The 17,721-nt window shown below is 54.7% G+C and carries 12 protein-coding genes and 1 tRNA gene; 4 read left to right on the top strand and 9 right to left on the bottom strand.

The genetic code is table 11. The annotated features are described in order from the left end of the window. Positions 1-50: 50 nt before the first annotated feature. From FKW19_RS02530 to FKW19_RS02550, 5 genes are all read right to left on the bottom strand, one after another. A complete protein-coding gene (locus FKW19_RS02530; protein WP_089179554.1) occupies positions 51-3,446 on the bottom strand; it encodes a DEAD/DEAH box helicase family protein in 3,396 nt (1,131 codons plus the stop codon). Next, positions 3,446-6,601 (bottom strand): site-specific DNA-methyltransferase, encoded by a 3,156-nt coding sequence (locus FKW19_RS02535; protein WP_089179555.1) that lies wholly within the window; start codon positions 6,599-6,601, stop codon positions 3,446-3,448. Before FKW19_RS02535 ends, FKW19_RS02530 begins: the two co-directional genes overlap by 1 nt. A 33-nt stretch (positions 6,602-6,634) precedes the next feature. Continuing rightward, positions 6,635-9,574, bottom strand: a complete 2,940-nt coding sequence (locus FKW19_RS02540) for an SNF2-related protein (RefSeq protein ID WP_089179962.1) — start codon at positions 9,572-9,574, stop codon at positions 6,635-6,637. Positions 9,575-9,576: 2 nt separating this feature from the next. Continuing rightward, positions 9,577-10,155, bottom strand: coding sequence for a recombinase family protein (locus FKW19_RS02545; RefSeq protein WP_089179556.1), 579 nt, complete (start codon positions 10,153-10,155; stop codon positions 9,577-9,579). Between the two features lie 154 nt (positions 10,156-10,309). Then, positions 10,310-10,705: a plasmid mobilization protein gene (locus FKW19_RS02550; RefSeq protein ID WP_202878126.1), complete on the bottom strand. Its 396-nt coding sequence runs from the start codon at positions 10,703-10,705 to the stop codon at positions 10,310-10,312. Positions 10,706-10,917: 212 nt separating this feature from the next. Here FKW19_RS02550 and FKW19_RS02555 point away from each other — a divergent pair, with 212 nt between their 5' ends. Next, on the top strand, positions 10,918-11,286 hold the full coding sequence (locus FKW19_RS02555; RefSeq protein ID WP_238331258.1) for a TraK family protein: 369 nt from the start codon (positions 10,918-10,920) through the stop codon (positions 11,284-11,286). Between the two features lie 401 nt (positions 11,287-11,687). Here FKW19_RS02555 and FKW19_RS02560 read toward each other — a convergent pair whose 3' ends face one another. After that, entirely contained in the window at positions 11,688-12,602 is a 915-nt protein-coding gene (locus tag FKW19_RS02560) for a replication initiator protein A (protein WP_338076418.1), read from the bottom strand. Then, complete coding sequence (locus FKW19_RS02565) at positions 12,568-12,789, bottom strand: AlpA family transcriptional regulator (protein WP_089179558.1); 222 nt, start codon at positions 12,787-12,789, stop codon at positions 12,568-12,570. The genes FKW19_RS02560 and FKW19_RS02565 overlap by 35 nt, the downstream gene beginning before the upstream one ends. 109 nt (positions 12,790-12,898) lie before the next feature. Here FKW19_RS02565 and FKW19_RS02570 point away from each other — a divergent pair, with 109 nt between their 5' ends. Continuing rightward, positions 12,899-13,741: a helix-turn-helix domain-containing protein gene (locus FKW19_RS02570; RefSeq protein WP_116100217.1), complete on the top strand. Its 843-nt coding sequence runs from the start codon at positions 12,899-12,901 to the stop codon at positions 13,739-13,741. Here FKW19_RS02570 and FKW19_RS02575 read toward each other — a convergent pair. Together FKW19_RS02575 and guaA are read right to left on the bottom strand one after the other, a co-directional pair. Further along, a complete protein-coding gene (locus tag FKW19_RS02575) occupies positions 13,738-14,934 on the bottom strand; it encodes a site-specific integrase (protein ID WP_089179559.1) in 1,197 nt (398 codons plus the stop codon). The two genes, FKW19_RS02570 and FKW19_RS02575, sit on opposite strands and share 4 nt — an antisense overlap. A 306-nt stretch (positions 14,935-15,240) precedes the next feature. Next, on the bottom strand, positions 15,241-16,842 hold the full coding sequence (gene guaA, locus FKW19_RS02580; protein WP_089179560.1) for a glutamine-hydrolyzing GMP synthase: 1,602 nt from the start codon (positions 16,840-16,842) through the stop codon (positions 15,241-15,243). A 219-nt stretch (positions 16,843-17,061) separates the two neighbouring features. On the opposite strand from guaA, the gene FKW19_RS02585 reads away from it, so the two are divergent. Both FKW19_RS02585 and FKW19_RS02590 read left to right on the top strand, forming a co-directional pair. Further along, the gene (locus tag FKW19_RS02585; protein ID WP_006115865.1) at positions 17,062-17,514 is read left to right on the top strand and encodes a hypothetical protein; all 453 of its coding nucleotides are present in this window, start codon (positions 17,062-17,064) and stop codon (positions 17,512-17,514) included. Between the two features lie 73 nt (positions 17,515-17,587). After that, positions 17,588-17,664: transfer RNA gene (locus FKW19_RS02590), tRNA-Arg, on the top strand. Positions 17,665-17,721: the final 57 nt, after the last annotated feature.

Below are 17,721 nucleotides of genomic sequence, written 5' to 3' on the forward strand. Positions count from 1 at the left end.
GTCTGATATTAGATGCCATGACTGATACCATGTTAAGCGCTGCCTCATATTTATCTGATGGCCCTAAATAGCTTTTTCAGATAGGTGCTTCCGCCCTCTTCCATGAATAACACATGACGCCGCTCCAACTCGTCCTTCTTGGTAGGATCGCCCACGTTGAGCAGATCGGCGAACTTCGTCGGTGACAGGACGAAGGCATTCAAGATCAGCGGCGGTTCGCCTACCTTGGCCTGCCCGGACAGCGTCGCCTCCAAAGTCTTTACTTCCTTATACAGCCCAAGCTTGGGGTTCGACAGATCAAGGTTGCGCAGCCCCTTCGGATCGACGAAGGTCAGCCACTGCTTTCCGTTGGTGTCGTCCACCAGCCACAGAAGGAAGTCGGGATAGAAGTTGCCCGCTAGCGCGAAACCCAAGCCTTTCTCTTCCCGATCAGCGTTGCGTAGTAGGTAAAGGCTGCGCGCGCCTATGGCAGCCTTGCCTTCCACTGATTTGTAGAAGGCTTCCAAATCGCGAACAAACTGCCATTCGCTCGGCGCGTCAAAAGCCAGCGGACGCAGCTTCAGAGGCACTGCATCCTTGTCCTCCAATGCCAACAGCGGGTAGTACAAATGCCGGGCGAAGCTGATGGCCACCATGTGCGGCGCGTTCCATTGGCTAGCCTCGCCGATCTTGCCGTCCGCCACCAGCTTCTTCAGCACTTCCAGCTTCGCCTGATATTCCAGACCGTCGTCACTGTTCTCAATCTCGAACTGGTACAGCTTGAGCATCGACCCGTGATCTTCATCGATGTGGATAATGTTGTAGAACTGGCCTTCGTAGCCCGTCTTCAGGGCCTTATAGAATCGGTCGGTGTAGTCCGTCAGCAGTCGAAGCAGAATGTCTTCCTGCTTGCGGATGTCGGCGAACGTCGTCACGTTCAGTTCCGCCGCCGGGATGAACAGCGTGTACCAATTCTGGGTGCCTGCACAGAAGTCAATCAGCTTCTGCCGTTCCAACCGCAGGTTGCTCCAACTGCGCTGCAACTTGTAATCCTGCAACGCCAGATAGATGCGATCCCAATTGAAAGCCAGGAACAGCGTCTGATTCAGCTTGCCCTTGTTGCGCGCTTCCGTCGTGGAGGTTGTACCCTTGTTCTTGCTGGACAGCGCTTCGACACGCGGGTACAGGTCGAGTACCACATGGGGGGGCTTGATCTTGCCTTGGAACTGCCTGGGTATTTCGTATAGCCACGGAAAGTGCGTGCGCTTGAACCCAAGTTTCTGGTTGTCCTTGTAGCCATCCTTCAGCGCTAAGGTCTTGAGTTTGCCTTTGGGCAAGTTGGCCCGCGTTGGGAAGTCCAGCTTCAGCACTTCGTCACTGGGCGTGATGCCTTCCTCGCGCAGGTAGTCTTTGAACGCGGCCATGTAGCTGGCGCGCACACCGAAGATGTTCAGTGCCTCCAGCTTATCCAGATGCACGCCCTTGGGCCGGTCCTGCGGCAAGGTGCGCTTGAGCGAGAAGCCCTTGCCTTTGAGGCGCACTCCTCGCCCGAACAACTGGATGATCTGCGAGCCTTCACCCTTCCCCATGTTCAGCAGCCCCATCGTGGACACGCGCCAACTGCTCCAGCCTTCCGTGAATTTGCGCGAGCCGATCAGCACGTTGAGGCGGCTGTCCTTGTTGTTCAGCGTGCCGAACAGCGCACCGCCGAAGTCATCGCGTTCGCTGTCGAAAGCCTCGACGTCCTCCGCCATCCCGAAGAAGCCCGCGTCGTCGCCGATGTTGATGAGGCCGAAGGGTTCGGCATCGCCCACGCGCAACGCCAGCTCACCTTTGCTGCTCTTGATGTTGACGAGTTTCAAGCGCTGACGGGCCGAGGCATTGAACACGCGCAGCAGGATGTCGGCGTACAGCTCATCCACGCGACCGCCGAAGCCCATCAGGGGCGTGAAGCGCCCGCTGAAGATGTTGTTGCCCTTGGCGTCCAGAATCTGCGCCTTGTCCGCAATCAGGTCGGCCAGCCAAGTCTTGATCTGCGCGTCGCTGTTCAGGAAATCGGCGAGGAAGTTCACCACCTCCAGAATGTCCGACTCCTCGCCTGACACCGTGTTGCCCACGAACACCCACAGCGGCTTTTCGATGTTGAAGTCGGCAAGCGCCGTGCGGTGCGTGCTCCACAGCCAGAGCTGCTGGTAGTAGGCCAGCAGACAGGCGGTGAAGTACTTGCGCGCGTTGTCTGCATGCTCATAGGCCTCGCCGCTCATGTTGAGGATCAGCGACTCCTTGCCGTAGCCGTCCTCATAGAAGAACTTGTACGAGTAATCGAACAGGATGCACTTGGCGTAAATCTCGCGCGTAGCAGTGATGCGCGCACGGCGCTTGTCATCCAAGGTCAGCGCAAGTTGCGCCTTCTGCCCGTCGTCCAGACTGCGCAGACTGGTGGTGTTGAATAGCATCTTGGCGCGCTTCTTCTGGATGTCTTCTTCCGCCGCTGCCACGGTCATGCCCTTGGCCACCGCCTGCCCAAAGGTGGCCGAGTACTCGAAGGCAAAACCACCGCGCACCAGCGCATCGCGTCGAGCCATCCACGCACCCGCCGCCGTGCCAGTGCCGCGATGCCCTTCATCCACCAGCACCAGGTTGTTGCCCTCGAAGGCATCCACGGCGACGGTCTTGTCGCCCATCTCATCGCCCAGCTTGTTGATGTCGATGATTTCGATTGTGCCGCGCGGCGGCGTCTGAGCCTTGTTGAAGAACTGCGAGAAGCCGAAGCCCGATAGCTCCAGCTCCTCTAGGTGCTGACGGCTCAAGCCTTCATTGGGTGTAAGCAGGATGATCTTGTCGGGATAGCTGCCGCTGCGCCCAGCCTGGAAATAGTGCAGGTACTGGTGAATATTGACGTGCAACAGTAGGGTCTTGCCGCTGCCGGTGGCATTCCAGAAGGCGATCTTGTTCAGATCATCCGCCTCGAAATCGCGGAACGGTTCCGCACCCGTCTCGGCGCGGTAGCGCGTCATTTCCTCGTTCAGACCGTCGAGCAAGTCCTGGCGGTGGTTGAAGTACCAGTCCAGATACAGCTCGGTGAACAGCAGCGAGAGGTACTGGAAGTACTTCATCTGCAACTCATGGCCTTCCAGCTTGTTGCGCTGAGCGGTGATGGCCCGCCAGTGGGCGACGACGTTCAAGTCATAGCGTCGCAGGTCGGCCTCGGGCACCTTGTTGGGGTCGAACAAGCCTCGGATCAGTTCGTGGAAGAACTTGGTCTGGCCGTCCTCGTCGATGCCCTCGAAGCGGTCATCGCCCACGCGCATCTTCAGCGCCGCCAGCGTGCCGCCCTGAAAGAAACGAAGCACCCAGCGGTTGAGCACCAATTCCTGATGGAAGCTGCGCTTCTTGCCGCCGCGACTGGAACCGGCTGCGCCGCTTGCGCCCGAACCGACGGCAGGAGTCTTGCGTGGTCGCGCCATCAGATGTCCTCCACCGAGAACATGCGCTCCAGAAACTCCGGCTCGATCTGGCGCAGCTTGAGCACGCGGGTGGCACCGCCTTCCTCGGCCGTCTGCGTCAGCACGGTGGGGATGTTGTGGTCGCCGTTGATGTAGACCACGTCAAACTCGTTGTCCGCCGGGTTGATGGCCAGCTTGTCGCAGAGCTTGCTGACGCCTTCGTAGTCCAGCACATCACAATCGCGCCACAGCACGAGGCAGGTTTCACTCGGACTCGCTCCATGACTCGGCAGCGTGCCGGTGACGGTGACAAAGCCGCGCTGCGGCTGGGCGTCAATGTGCTTGACTCGCAGGCCGATCAGGAAATTGAAGGTTTCGACCAGATCGATCTTGCGCGGCTCGAACGCGCCCGCCGAATCCACGGCCACGTTGAGGGTGTAGTCGAAGGGCTTCCTGAAATCCTCTACCGACAGCAGCGAGCCACGGCTCTCCACGTCCAGCTGGTAGTTGAGCAGGTAGTCGTCCTTGGCCTGCTGTGGCAGTGTGTTTAGCAGATTGCCCTGAGCAGACGTACGGCGCAGTTGGAGGTTGTTCAGAGTATCTTCGTAGCTTTCGAGATACAGCACCTTGAAGGTATGCGATATACCGTTGTTAGTTGTGGACGGTCGACCATCTTTCCACGTTGGGCAGTAGACAACCTTCTGAATACGAGGCTTTATCACGGCATCAAAATAGTCTCCCTGTTCAACAAGGAGATACTTCCTTGACCCAGAATCCTTTCTATTCATATTGATCAGTGCGTGCCCGGTTGTTCCTGAGCCTGCAAAGTAATCAACTACGTAGGCACCTTTTTTGGACGCACAGTTGATATACAACGCATCCTCTACTGCATTAATGCTCTTTGGAAATGAAAATCCTGCGCCTTCACCAAAAAGAGCCTTAAGCAGCTTAGTTCCATGCGAAGAGGCATCGTATTTTGGATTCACCCAGACGCTTTTCGGTCTTGTTCCATCTTTTATACGATCAATAATCTGAACTTTCCATTCTCCCCTGCGATTGGTTGAGAAATTTATCTCTCCCTTCTCCAGATGCTCTAAAAAGGACGGAGGAGTTTTTCTCCAAACTCGATGATTGCCTTCGCTGTCAATCGGTAGGATTTTTTCGGCCCCCTCAAACTCCTCGAGTCGAGCCTCTTTGGTTTCGGGATTGAAGAAAATTGGGTAGTAGGAGTTTGGCCTCTCTTGCGGTGTTGAGTAACCGCCAGTCCTCAGGAAGTCTCTCCATTTGAAGTTTCCCTCGCCGTCTCCTAGACTGTACTGGGCTGCCTGCTCCTCAGATAACGGAAAAAAGTTGATATCTGCATCAACAGCGTTTTTGGCGTAGAACAACAAATATTCATGACTTGTTGCTAGGTATTTGTCGTTTGTCCGACCCGATGGCTTAATTTCTACCACAAGATTGCCCAGCCGATTTTCGGGCTGAAAAACGGCGTCAAGCAGCCCTTCAAGATAGGGGAGTTCAAAGTCATCAATTGCACAACTCATGACCCCAGATTCTTTCAAAATATTAAGGGCAGGAGCGATGCGGTTTTGAATCATCGACAGCCACGATGATTCCTTATACTGATTCTTGTAGATAAAACTATTCTCAGAGGTGTTGTAAGGAGGATCAAGATAGATGTAGTCCACCGCACCCTTGAATCTCTGTGAAATAAGCTGGATTGCCTGAAAGTTATCGCCCTTAATCAAAATGCCATCGGTGCATGAATCTAGATCATCAATTAATGCAATGATTTGGGCAAGAAACTCCTTGTCAAACAATGAGGTGTCAACCGATAGATGCGGGTTCGCTTTGATGAATGCAATGGCGTCAGGCAGGACGCGTGACGCAAAATCTTTGTTTGCATCCTTGAGTAACTTTAGGCTTGCCCACTGATCCCACTGCCTTTGATTGGCGGCAATAGTCGGGTAAAGAAACTCAGGCACCCGATCCAGCGTGATGCAGTAATGGCTGGACACCACGAACTTCTTTTTCAGCCACAACTTCTTTTGAAAGTCTTCCAACTGGGCCAAGAAGGTGATCAGTTCCAGCGCGATGCTGCGCAGGCACTGGATCATCCGAAGGTTCTTCTCGATGTCGGCGAACGCGCCCGCGTTCTGCACGTCATCCAGATGCATGACTTCGTTCTTGACGTAGAAGTCCAGCTCGCGCCGCAGGAAACCACCCAGATCCTTGTGGATGAAGTAGTCCGCCGTGTTTTTGGTGGTGTAGTCGCTCAGGTGCTTTTCCAGCAGGGTGCGCTGCGGGTTCTTCTCGGTCGGCGCACGGTTGCCCAAGGCCAGCCAGCGGGCCTTGACGGCGGCGTCTGCCAGTACGGCCGCTACGGCTTTGGTGACCAGCGCGTCCTGCTTGGTGCCCTTGGGCTGGGCGGAGTACTCGAAGCGGACGATCAGTTCCCGCTTGCCGTCTTTGCCCGCCACTTCCTCCACGGGCACCAGTTCTTTTTCGTATTCGTCGCCGTTTTCATCCATACGGGTGACGGTCTTCGCCGCCACCAGGGCAAAGCGACGTTCCTTGTCGTTGTCCTTGCGGTTGTCCTTGGCGGTGTCGGCGGCGGCAAGGCGGAAATGCACCGTGCGGCCGTCTTCGAGCTTGAAGCTGTAGTTGCTGAAGTTCTCGCCGCTCTTGGTGTAGTACTGATCCTTGTTGGCCCAGTGCAGCATCACCTCTTCGCCCGCATAGGGGATGGCGTAGGTGTCGCCCTTGTAGCGGCGCTGGCTGATGAAGTCGCCTTGCTCGTAGTAGCGGGAGAAGAAAGCCAGCAGGTGCGAGAACACGGCGTTCTCGTGTTCGCTGCTGCCTGCGGTGGCCTCCTTTAGCTTGGTGCGCAGTTCCTGCACCTTGGGCACGGCATCGGGGCTGACGCCCAAGGCTTGGGCGTTCTTTTCGGCCTCTTGCAGTTCAGCCTGCAATTGCTGCGCGCTGGCGGCGCTGCCCGCCGAAAGCGCCTCCTGCACCTTCTCGGCCAGCCGGTTTTGCAGGTAGTCGTTGATCTCGCCTGCACGGGCGTTGAGGATGCGGTAGATACCAAAGTCGAGTTCCGGGCGGTCGATCTGGAAGATCTCGCGCAGCTTGGCGACGAGCTCCTGGAATTTGGGGTTCTGTTTGTTGGTCATGGCTTGCCCTGGTCTTGGGATACTTGAATCGGGTCAGAGCACCTGCCAGCGCACGCTGAACAGGGTCTCGTTGTTTGTCTTTTCCTGCAGGCGCTGCTGGAGCGAGGCAATCAGCTCGTCGCGCTTGGCGATGATCTCGTCCTCGACGGCGAAGATTTCCTGCCGCAGGCGGCGCTGCTTGCGTTCCAGCTCCGACAGTTCGCGCTGGATACCCTCCTGCTCCTGCAAGGTGGCGGCCTTGCGGGCGTCGCGCTTCAACTGGGCGATGCGCGCCTTGGTGTTCTTCAGGGCTTCCTCTGCGGCCAGCAGCTTGTCGTCGGCCCAGCGTTCCAGCTTGTCGCGCTCTTCATTGAATAGGCGCTGGTTGGCTTCCAGTACCTGGGCAATGGTGGCGGCAACCGCGCGCTGGCTGTTGGCCAGCAGGGCATCGGGCACAGGGTTGTTAAAAGGAGTGGGCTTGCCTGCTGCTGGAATGGCCATCAGCTTTTCGCAGGTTTCCTGATCCAGCACCTGACCATCGTCGGTGAGGCCGGAGAACAGCAATGCCTCGGTAGTCTCGAAGGCGCTGACTTCCAGCCGGGCCAGCGTGAGCCAACCGGATTTGCCGCGTAGTTTCTCGACGACGGAAACGCGCGCACCGTGTTTGCCGTAGTCGAGCTTCAAGGTGGCAACGGGCGTGGCTGCGTTCAGGCCGGCCTCGATACTCCATTCCCCCAGCGGGTGGCTGAGGCGGTAGGCGTGCGCCAGCATGTCCGGCTGCGCCGCGCCACGAATGAGCTGGTAGCGGCCCATCGGTACGGGAGGAGCGATGCCAGTTGGCGGTGCGCTCAGAGAGAAGGCGTAGGACTGCTCGTCGAAGCGCGCGCGGCCGTCCAATGCAAAGCAGGTGACACCCCAGAACCAGCGCCCCAGCTTGTCGAGCCGCGCTTCGGCGTCTTGAAGACGCAGTTTGAGGCGGTCGTGAACGCCTTCGTCGAAGTTCTCCAGCAGTTGGGACTGGGTGTCTTTGATACGGTCGGCTATTGACTCTTCCAGCTCCGATTGCAGGGCATTGAAGGCGGCTTCGATCTGCTCGGGCTGGCGACAAGTGTCGTAGATCTGGAGGATGCGTTTCTCGAAATCGAGGCCGCCTTCAATGCGGCCCAGCACTTCATCGCTCACACCAAACACGCCGGAGAATAGGTTGAATTTCTCGGTGAGCAGTTCCAGCACGCGCTGGTCAGCCTGGTTGCGGGTGTTGAGGAAGTTGATAACCACCACGTCGAAACGCTGACCGTAGCGATGACATCGGCCAATGCGCTGCTCGACGCGCTGCGGGTTCCACGGCAAGTCGTAGTTGATGATCAGCGCACAGAACTGCAGGTTGATACCTTCGGCAGCCGCCTCAGTGGCAATCATGATTTCCGCTCCGGTGCCGTCGTCTTTGCGGAAGTGGTCGATCAGCGCAGTGCGACGATCCACCTGCGGCGAGCTGGTAACGCGATCCGTGCCTTTGTAATCCTCCATCCAGCGCTGATAGATGGCAATGGAGTCATCGTGGTTGTTGGTGCCGCTGAACAGCACCAGCTTGCTCGCGTAGCCATTAGCTGAGAGGAAACGGTACAGGTACTCCTGCGTACGCTTGGACTCTGTGAAGATAATGGCCTTGCGTGGCGCACGTAGCTCGGCCATCTTGCCGAAACCTAGGTTGAGCGCCTTGAGTAAAGCCTGCGCCTTGGTGTCGGTTTGCAACGCCTGTGCGGCATCGACGAACGCGGTCAACTCCTCGATCTCGGCGGTGATGGCAGCACAGGTGGCATGGGCATCTTTTGCAGCGCCAGGCTTGTCGTCTTTGCCTGGCTTGGTCGTAAATGTTTCAGGGGCTTCGTTAGCCTCGCTGGCTTCCTCTTCTAGGTAGTCCTGCTTCAGGTCGTCCTCGGCAATCAGTGTTTCTACCAGCTGGCTACCATCGTCTTCCGCTTTTTCGACTGTGAGCAAACCCTGCAGGCGTTCGCGGATAGTGGCCAACGTGGCAGCAACGGCGTGCGAACTGGACGCCAGCAACTTGCGCAATATTAGGCCCGTGAGATGGCGCTGTTGTTTTGGCAGAACGTAGGAGTCTTCCTTTTGCAGAAAGGCCGAGATGCGCTCGTAGAGTGCTTGTTCGGCATCGGTGGGGTTAAAAGGCTGGGTGAACGCTCTACGTTCGGTGTAACTGATGTACTCCAGCACATCGTGGCGCAGTGTGCGTTTAGCAAAGCTGCCAAGTCGCTCGCGAAGTTCGTCCAAACCTGTCCCGCTGCTCATGAACTGCTTACGGAAGGCAGTTTCGTCGCCGAACAGGTGCTCGTCGATCAACGTGGACAGTCCGTACAGCTCCATCAGGGAGTTCTGCAACGGTGTGGCAGTAAGCAGTAACTTCTTGCGGCCTTGCAGTGCGCGCTTGAGTGCCTGCCCGGTACGGTTGCTGGCGCGGTGCGCATTACGCAGTTTGTGCGCTTCGTCGATCACCACCACATCCCAAGGCACGGCACGCAGCTCAGCTTCCAGCTTGGCTGCAAACTGGTAGGACATGATCAAGACCGCCTGACCGACAAGCCGTTGCATGGTCGACAGCATGTCGCCAGCACATTGCGTGCGCAGCGAAACGGCATCCACCACGATAGTAGGTACCGCGAACTTGTCGTGCAGTTCCTGCGCCCATTGCTTGCGCAGGCTGGCTGGGCAAATAACCAACAGTCGACGGCGGCGCTCAGCCCAGTACTGGCAGACGACCAGAGAGGCCTCGATGGTTTTGCCAAGCCCCACCTCGTCAGCCAGCAGCACTCCTTCCTGCAAAGGGTTCCGTAGGGCGAACAGCGCCGCCTCGATCTGATGCGGATTGAGGTCGACGCTGGCATCAAACAACGATTGGGAGAGACGATCTACGCCCCCTGCAGCGTGTCGCCGCGTCAGCTCGTGGGCATAATACTTAGCGTGATAGGCCGAATACAAGATCAATCGCCCCGACCACGAGGAGCAATCACACCTACATGCTTGTAAAGCGTGGTGCGCGACACGCCGTAACGTCTTGCCACGTCAGCAACCTGAATGTCCGGATCGCGCAGAAGCGCCTTGATCTCGCGCACCTGCATTTCCCCCAACTTCGGTTTACGGCCGCCTAAACGGCCTCTGGCACGTGCTGCGGCAAGCCCGACGTGGGTGCGCTCACGGATCAGACTGCGCTCAAACTCCGCAAGGGCCGCGAAGACATGGAAGACCAACTTGCCCGCAGCGCTGTTCGTTTCGATTTTCTCGCTTAAGCTCTCAAAACCAATTCCCAAACGTTCCAGCTCGGCCACGATCTGTACAAGGTCAGGCAAGCTACGCCCAAGGCGATCCAACCGCCACACCACCAGCGTATCGCCACTGCGCAGAGCCTTCCGGCATTGCTCCAACTCTAGGCGCGCAGCACTCTTGCCACTCGCCGCCTCCTCATAGATGACATGGCAACCAGCCTGCTGAAGCGCATCACGCTGCAGGTCTAAATGCTGATCCTCCGTAGAAACCCGCGCGTAACCGATCCGCTGATTCATTGACACAACCGCGACATTGAAAAATTTACGGGAATATTAACGGAATGATTATAGTTGCGATAGCCCAGCTTACGATTTTTTAGCATGTCTAGAAAACTACCGTTTTCTGGACACTCTATCTCTTACCTCATAAACTCCACACCAAAACGAGCCATCAGTCACAGATAGCTTTCTCCATAGTTACAATCAGGCTCGAAAGCTCGCCTTGCTTAGCCAAAATCGTATCGAGCGCGGCCCTCACGTCGCTCTCTGAAACACCCTGACAGGGCGCGTCCACAAGCCACAATTTCAAGAGACCACCCAGCCGCCCTAAGTCACCCCGCAACCGCCCAACCGCGTAGAGGGTTTCAAGGTCGATCTTGCTTGGCGGTTCATATCCAAGAGCCAGCTTCCGAAGCAGGGCAGAAACAGGAAGCCGCACCTTCCGGGCGGTCTCCTTGATTGCCGCCCTTTCTAAGCCAAAAACACGAACCTTCAGCGGGGCACCCACGGATCGTGGCCCCTTATCCTTGCGCCGTCTTGGCATAGATTTGGCCGCCGCTGCTGTCATGACTTGCCTCTATCCAACGTTGAGCCAAAGGCGAATAAGTGCGTTGCCCGGTACCGGGCAACCTATTTTGCTTTCAAACATCACGCGACAATATGCAATTATATGCGAATGCACCCCCGGTCTCACGATCAGGAAGATTTTCGCATATATTCGCCTATAATTGCACATATTGGATTATATTCGCACGCTAATAGGAAGGCTATGCCTTGGAAGTGGTTACAATGCCGCCAAATAAGAAGGGGATGGCTCGCGTGATGTTTCTTGCCCTGAAATCCGTCATCGCAGAAGAGTTGGAGCAAGGTTACAACAGTTCAGATATCTTCCAAAAACATCACGATGCTCTTCAGATGAGCTACAGTCAGTTCACTCGACACGTCAGGAAATTTATTTTGGGGCTCTCCTCACAGATATCCCAAAAAGAGCTGCCCTCTGCTCCTTCCACCGCCTTCGAGAAACAGAGCCCAAAGGCATCTCCGAAACGTCACGTCTTCAGCCCAAGGCCGCTAAACCTCAATCCGAGCCCTGATCCTGATCGTATTGCCTACTGGCGGTCTCCCGCAGACGATCCAGAGAAACAATGAATTGCGTGCCGTTTAAACGCTACGATCAAAGTGTTTAAACACCCTCAGCTCTCGACTACATCCTATACTGCGGAACGTTGCTGTAGACATATCCCCAGCTGGAAGAGCCCCTCAGACGTTAAAAGAATATATTTAAGTTAAAACGCGCGCGCGTGTTACGGGTTAGAAAAACATATCAATTCCAATATGTTATATACCATTCGTGTGGGTGAAAGTACGTGTCGGGGCGTGTGTAAAGGTACATGCTAATCCACAGGGAAACGTGGGTGAAGGTACGTGTCATTCCACAAAGCTGTCACCACTTATCAACAGGGCATTTTGGGAGGATCAGGCCTTCAATATCGCGCTGCTGCTGATGAAATGAGCGCCCCGTTCAGCGACAGATTGCGGGCAGCTGCTTTTTAGCGATCTTCTCTATTGGCGAAGAAAGTTACGTGGTCACGCTCTGTATCGAGCGATATCTGATAATCAGGTAGCAGATTGATAACAGACAGTTCCTTTATCTGCCGTCGAAACTCTCTCAACGTCGCGGTACTGCCGCTTTTCGCGTACAGGACCGTCACAGACACGCGCCATTTTGGCTGAAGACCACAATGTTTACGGGCAAGTTCATATATGCGCCGCTCAAGCGGCTTGCGGAGTTTGAAATAATCCCGTGACAGGGTCAGAACCCGCATGGTCGCAACAGAACGGAATAGCCAGTGTGGCAAATCCACCTCGATGGCTGTCACACGATCATCTGTTGAAGATTTTTCTACAATCCGCCATGAATCGATTAGTCCAAAGCCACGTCGCTCACGCAGTCCGTTCGTCTCAATGTTAGTCTCGATGCCAGTCCCTCTCAGCCTTGCCAGCATACCGACTATACGACGGTAACCTACACCCCCTGTTGAGCGGTTTGTACTACGGAGAAAATCATAGGCCGTAAAACGCACTGTAGGTGTTATGGGGCGCCCACGGTTCTTGGCCTCCACCAACTGACTGATGCAATAAATCCATAGGTCCTTGTCATGTATGGTAGCACAACCATCTGACCCGGGCTTCACGGTCACCACGAGACCATTACGCTCATAGGTTCTCACACGCCTATCACCCGCTTTTAACGCAAACAGTGGATGCTCCATGCTAACCGCGTCACCCTTTGGTGCAGCGGCCAGAATGTCCGCAACGAAATAACCCTCCCGATAGCAGCGTTCTGCCGGGGCACATTTTGATGCCTTGCCGACGGCGTGCTGTTCCCAGAAAATTGGAGACACAGGCGTTACAAATAAGCTTTGAAATTCAGAAGCGCATACCAGGACGCTGCGCCTGAGCACCCTGTGCCTTGCGCGTCTCAATCCACTCTATGACCTCTTCGAGATCCCACGCCACGTTTCTACTGGTCAGCGCGATACGGCGTGGAAACTCGCCACGTCGCTCCATATTGAAGATGGTTCTTTCGGCTAGCGGTATCATTGCGTGAAGCTTTTTGCGGTCAATAAGAACCCTACCCGTGTTTCCCATTTCTCTTCCCTCTACACCCCGATGACAATGTGCTTGAGGTTACCTGCCGCTGCCTGCTGCGGCTGGGAAAAAGATTGAATTTAGTTGACACTGCGGACATAAATTGACCATGGCCAAAGATCACGAAACCCTTCTTGCTTTCGATCCGATCCTCGAGCGCGTAGTTACCAAACGGGAAGCCACCGGTCGCATTGAGGCCAAGCTTTCAGACAATTTGACATGGTGTTTTTGTGAGCTTTGTGGAAATCTCACTGAATATTCAGCAATACGCTTCAATCCAGTTGTAGTAAAAAAACTGAAGAACGAAAATGCCAAGCTTGTTTCTCTAACAGAAAAAATGATTTCGTTAGGGCTGGAGAGAGCAAAGAAACTGGCTGAACATTATTCAGAGGCCTTGTCAGGAAAATATGGCCCTCATAAAGCGAGCCAAATGATCGCTCGTTATGGCGATCTAGTCGAGATGCGTGCAGATTGTTCCGTAGAGAGTTTCCACGAATACATCGAACCAAAAATGAAGTTACGGGAGCATGCACGTCATGGTGACCTTGCGTGGACAACTCGCTTGGCAGGCTCTCCCACTGCTAGCCCTAAACCTAGTAAGTTATATTGTGAGAAACACCATCCCAGCAGAAGTGATTCTTCAAGAAGAGCCTATCAACGTGATCGGAGATTTATTTGGGAATACCGTGCCCTGATGGAACAAATTTGGTCTCATGATTTCAATAATTCGACCCTCTCTGGCTGGGATATTGAAGAGCATGCTTACGTGCGGAGAGAAGCTTATAGACAAGTTAAAGCCTTGCGATCTCCCACAAGCATGCTTGATGATTTTCTCTCAAAAGGCACAATGACGCAGGCTGAAATAGCTCGGCAACTCGGCATTTCCCGTCAAGCCGTTTCAGCAGCCATCAAACGACGCGCCCTAAAAAAACGTCAAGAAAGCGATCGTTAACGTGGCTTGATCGTCCATTCATCAATCATATCAGCCCAGTCTTGCAGCATAGCGGTGCGCTGCTCACGATATTCAGCCTTGTTGTAAACGGCTCTTACCCCTTTCTGTTCATGAGCAAGGCACTTTTCGATCCAATCGGTATTGTAGCCGGCCTCATGCAGCAGAGTGCTTGCCGTCCTGCGCAAATCATGAGGACCAAATTTTGCGAGCGGCTTTCCTTCTTTCTGAGCGAGCCTGTAGGTCAGCGTGAGTACCTGATTGAGCGTGGCACTACTCATCGGCTGATCGGTGTCGTAGCGGGACGGCAATATATAATCTGAGCCCCCGGAAAACGTCTTCAGAGCAATGAAAATATCGAGCGCCTGTCGCGACAGAAACACCAAATGGGGGTTGCGCCGCTTCATCCGCTCTTTGGGGATCGTCCAAAGCGCCTGACTAAAACTGACCTCGCTCCACGTTGCGTTGGTCAGCTCGCTCTTTCGGACCATCGTCAGCAAAAGCAGCTTGGCTGCGGCCCGGATCGACGGGGTAGTGCCGATGCGCTCGATGTACTGATACATCAGGCCGATCTCTTCAGGCGTCAGAGCACGATCCCTTGGCTCAAATTTTGCTATGCTGGTCGGGCGAACCAGTTCAGCCGGATTTTCGACCTTTTGCCCCCGTTCGATAGCCCACCGGTAGACTTGAAACATCACCTCTCGGGCATGCACCGCAGTCGCCGGAGCACCACGTTCGACGATGGCATCGGTTAGTGCCCGTAGGTCCTCGTGAGTGATTTCGACAAGCTTCTGGCTGGCGAATTTGGGCTTGAGCTCCCGCTCGTAAACGGATTTGCGCATGTCACGGGTGGAGTCCGCCATCTGATATCCGCGCAGCCACTTCTCGGCCCACGCGCCGAACGTCTCCACGCCCTTGATCCGCGCCTTGTCGCGAGCCTTTTCCTTGGCGGGTGACTTACCTGCTGCGATCAGCTTTTTAGCCTCCCCTAATTGCTCACGGGCTTCGGCCAGAGTGATGCCCCCAACGCCATACCGCCCAAAGGTCAGAGTCTCCTGCCTGCCGTGGATCGCATAGTTATATCGGAACGAGATGCTGCCCGCAGGCGTCACCGCGACGTACAGCCCGTCGCGGTAATTCACCTTGTAAAGCTTATCCGTCGGCTTGAGATTGCGCAGTTTGGTATCAGTCAGCATCGGTTCATGGCACTCCAAACGACGATACCATGACTAAAAGCCATCAAAATAACCGGATAAAATCCTTATTATTCATATGGTTGTTAAATATAGATACCATGACACCCATAGAATGCCTGACATGGTATCAACAAAAATCATGGCATCAGACTCAGTCAGTGCCACGCACTATGCCATAAAAAATAACTGCTTGGCGATACCGTTCGGTGCCAGACAATGCCGGATCAAAAAACAAAAAAGCCCGCATTCCTGCGGGCTTTAAGGCACTTTCATGCCGGGTGATGCCACCCTATGCCAGACGCGGGATCATTCCCACTCAATCGTGCCCGGCGGCTTGGATGTGATATCATACGTAACGCGGTTGATCCCGCGCACTTCGTTTACAATGCGTCCAGCAACACGGGTGAGGAAGCCCATGTCAAACGGATAAACATCTGCTGTCATGCCATCTGTGCTGGTTACGGCACGCAGGGCGCAAGCTTGATCATACGTGCGACCATCGCCCATCACACCAACAGTACGCACAGGCAACAACACAGCAAAAGCCTGCCAAATGGCATCATACAACCCGGCAGCACGAATTTCTTCTAGAAACACGGAATCGACCTTACGCAGCAGATCCAGTTTTTCCCGCGTGATATTGCCTGGAATACGAATAGCCAGACCCGGCCCCGGAAACGGATGACGCCCAACAATAATTTCAGGAATATCCAGTTCACGCCCCAGATCGCGCACTTCATCCTTGAACAGTTCACGCAGCGGTTCAACCAGCTTCATGTTCATACGATCTGGCAAGCCACCCACGTTATGGTGCGACTTAATGGTAACAGAAGGGCCACCCGTAAAGCTGACGCTTTCAATCACATCCGGATAAAGCGTGCCCTGAGCAAGGAACTGCGCACCACCCAGCTTGGTTGCTTCTTCTTCAAACACTTCCACAAACAGGCGGCCGATGGTTTTCCGCTTGATTTCTGGATCTGTGACACCCTCCAGCGCTTTCAGGAAGATGTCTGAGGCATCACGGTGCACAAGCTGAATGTTAAACTGGCCGCGGAATGTCTTGATAACATCATCCGCTTCCCCAGCACGCAGCATGCCGTGATCAACAAAAATACAAGTCAACTGATCGCCAATGGCTTCATGGATCAGTACTGCAGCCACGGAAGAATCCACGCCGCCAGAAAGACCACAGATAACCTTGCCATCACCCACTTGCTCACGAATCCGGGCAATTTCCATTTCACGGAAACCTGCCATCGTCCACGTACCGGAACAGCCCGCTACGTTATGGGTGAAGTTCTTAAGCAATGCTGCGCCATGCGGTGTGTGCACCACTTCCGGGTGGAACTGCACACCATATAAGCGGCGTCCTTCATCTGCGATAACTGCAAACGGTGCACCTTCGCTTACAGCAACTGTGCGGAAACCGGGGGGAAGTTCCACAACACGGTCACCGTGGCTCATCCACACCTGCTCACGCCCACCGCGTGCCCATGCACTACGGAACAGCGCACAATCTTCTACAATATCAACAAAGGCACGACCGAATTCACGGTGGTCTCCGCTTTCAACCTGTCCGCCAAGCTGTTTGCACATAGCCTGCTGGCCATAGCAAATACCCAGTACAGGCACGGCCATTTCAAACACCACATCTGGCACGCGCGGAGCATCCGGATTGTTCACACTGGCAGGACCACCAGAAAGAATAATACCACGGGGTGAAAACTGACGAATCCGTTCGGCATCCGCCGTAAACGGCCAGATTTCACAATACACACCACTTTCGCGCACGCGGCGGGCAATAAGCTGCGTAACCTGACTTCCGAAATCCAGAATCAGAATACGGTCATGGTGCAAGGATTCATCCAGCTTGGAAGGCGAAACAGGCGGGGTGGCATCAACAGACATGAACTGCAGGTCTTTCTGATTTCAGTGCCAGAACTGGCTTTTCCTAAGGATGTGTAACCACATATAGGGCTACACGGGCTCTCTTACAGGCGGATATAAAGCCATGCTGTCATGGCGTCACCCTAAAAACCAGAAAGGTGCGCACCTATCCTGCCTGATACCTGCCTTGCGTGTGCCATACACAAGGTACAGATTGCCAACGAAATCAGGAGTTTTTGCATGAAGCACACACGTTTTTCCTGTTGGATGAAATATGGCGCACTGGCTTTGGCTGGCATTGGCTTTTTTTGCACATCGGCACAAGCAGCCAAACAACCTGCCTCTGCCGCAGATGACCCGTATGGGGAATGGATTGGCACACTGGTGCAGGATCAAGGCGAAAACTGCCCCGTTAACGGCACATCACTTATGCAGATTGAACCTAAACGCATGATTTTTGTGCCAGAAATGGGCACGCTTATCCTGCGAGGCACGCCTGATAAGAACAAACAGCACTATCATGCCCAACTTATTCTAAAAGATGCCAAAAACCAGCCGCTCCCCATGGTGTTTGAAGCCCATCCGGCTGGCGAGACGTTTGAAGGCACATACGGAACGCCAGAATGTCGGGCGCATGTTACGCTCCACCGCCCGGCAGACCGAAGCTGGAAAAACTTTCTTGGGAATGACTGACAAAAAAATTTCACTTTTTTACATTTTAGGGGTTGCCGACCTCACCGCCCTCGGCTAAATACCCGCTCACGGCGCACCCGTAGCTCAACTGGATAGAGCACCAGACTACGAATCTGGGGGTTAGAGGTTCGAGTCCTTTCGGGTGCGCCAAATTTTTCCAAGAAAATTTAAATTTCTTTCTGTGCAAGATTTTGCATATGAATTTGC

Source organism: Acetobacter sp. DmW_125128, from assembly GCF_008704325.1.
GTDB classification, from domain to species: Bacteria; Pseudomonadota; Alphaproteobacteria; order Acetobacterales; family Acetobacteraceae; genus Acetobacter; species Acetobacter oryzifermentans.

What these genes read in the sequence shown, in the direction of transcription:
- FKW19_RS02570 (WP_116100217.1), top strand. Translation starts at nt 12,899, where the DNA reads ATGGCCAAAGATCACGAAACCCTTCTTGCTTTCGATCCGATCCTCGAG.
- FKW19_RS02575 (WP_089179559.1), bottom strand. Translation starts at nt 14,934, where the DNA reads ATGCTGACTGATACCAAACTGCGCAATCTCAAGCCGACGGATAAGCTT.
- FKW19_RS02550 (WP_202878126.1), bottom strand. Translation starts at nt 10,705, where the DNA reads ATGACAGCAGCGGCGGCCAAATCTATGCCAAGACGGCGCAAGGATAAG.
- FKW19_RS02535 (WP_089179555.1), bottom strand. Translation starts at nt 6,601, where the DNA reads ATGACCAACAAACAGAACCCCAAATTCCAGGAGCTCGTCGCCAAGCTG.
- FKW19_RS02545 (WP_089179556.1), bottom strand. Translation starts at nt 10,155, where the DNA reads ATGAATCAGCGGATCGGTTACGCGCGGGTTTCTACGGAGGATCAGCAT.
- guaA (WP_089179560.1), bottom strand. Translation starts at nt 16,842, where the DNA reads ATGTCTGTTGATGCCACCCCGCCTGTTTCGCCTTCCAAGCTGGATGAA.
- FKW19_RS02585 (WP_006115865.1), top strand. Translation starts at nt 17,062, where the DNA reads ATGAAGCACACACGTTTTTCCTGTTGGATGAAATATGGCGCACTGGCT.
- FKW19_RS02530 (WP_089179554.1), bottom strand. Translation starts at nt 3,446, where the DNA reads ATGGCGCGACCACGCAAGACTCCTGCCGTCGGTTCGGGCGCAAGCGGC.
- FKW19_RS02565 (WP_089179558.1), bottom strand. Translation starts at nt 12,789, where the DNA reads ATGGGAAACACGGGTAGGGTTCTTATTGACCGCAAAAAGCTTCACGCA.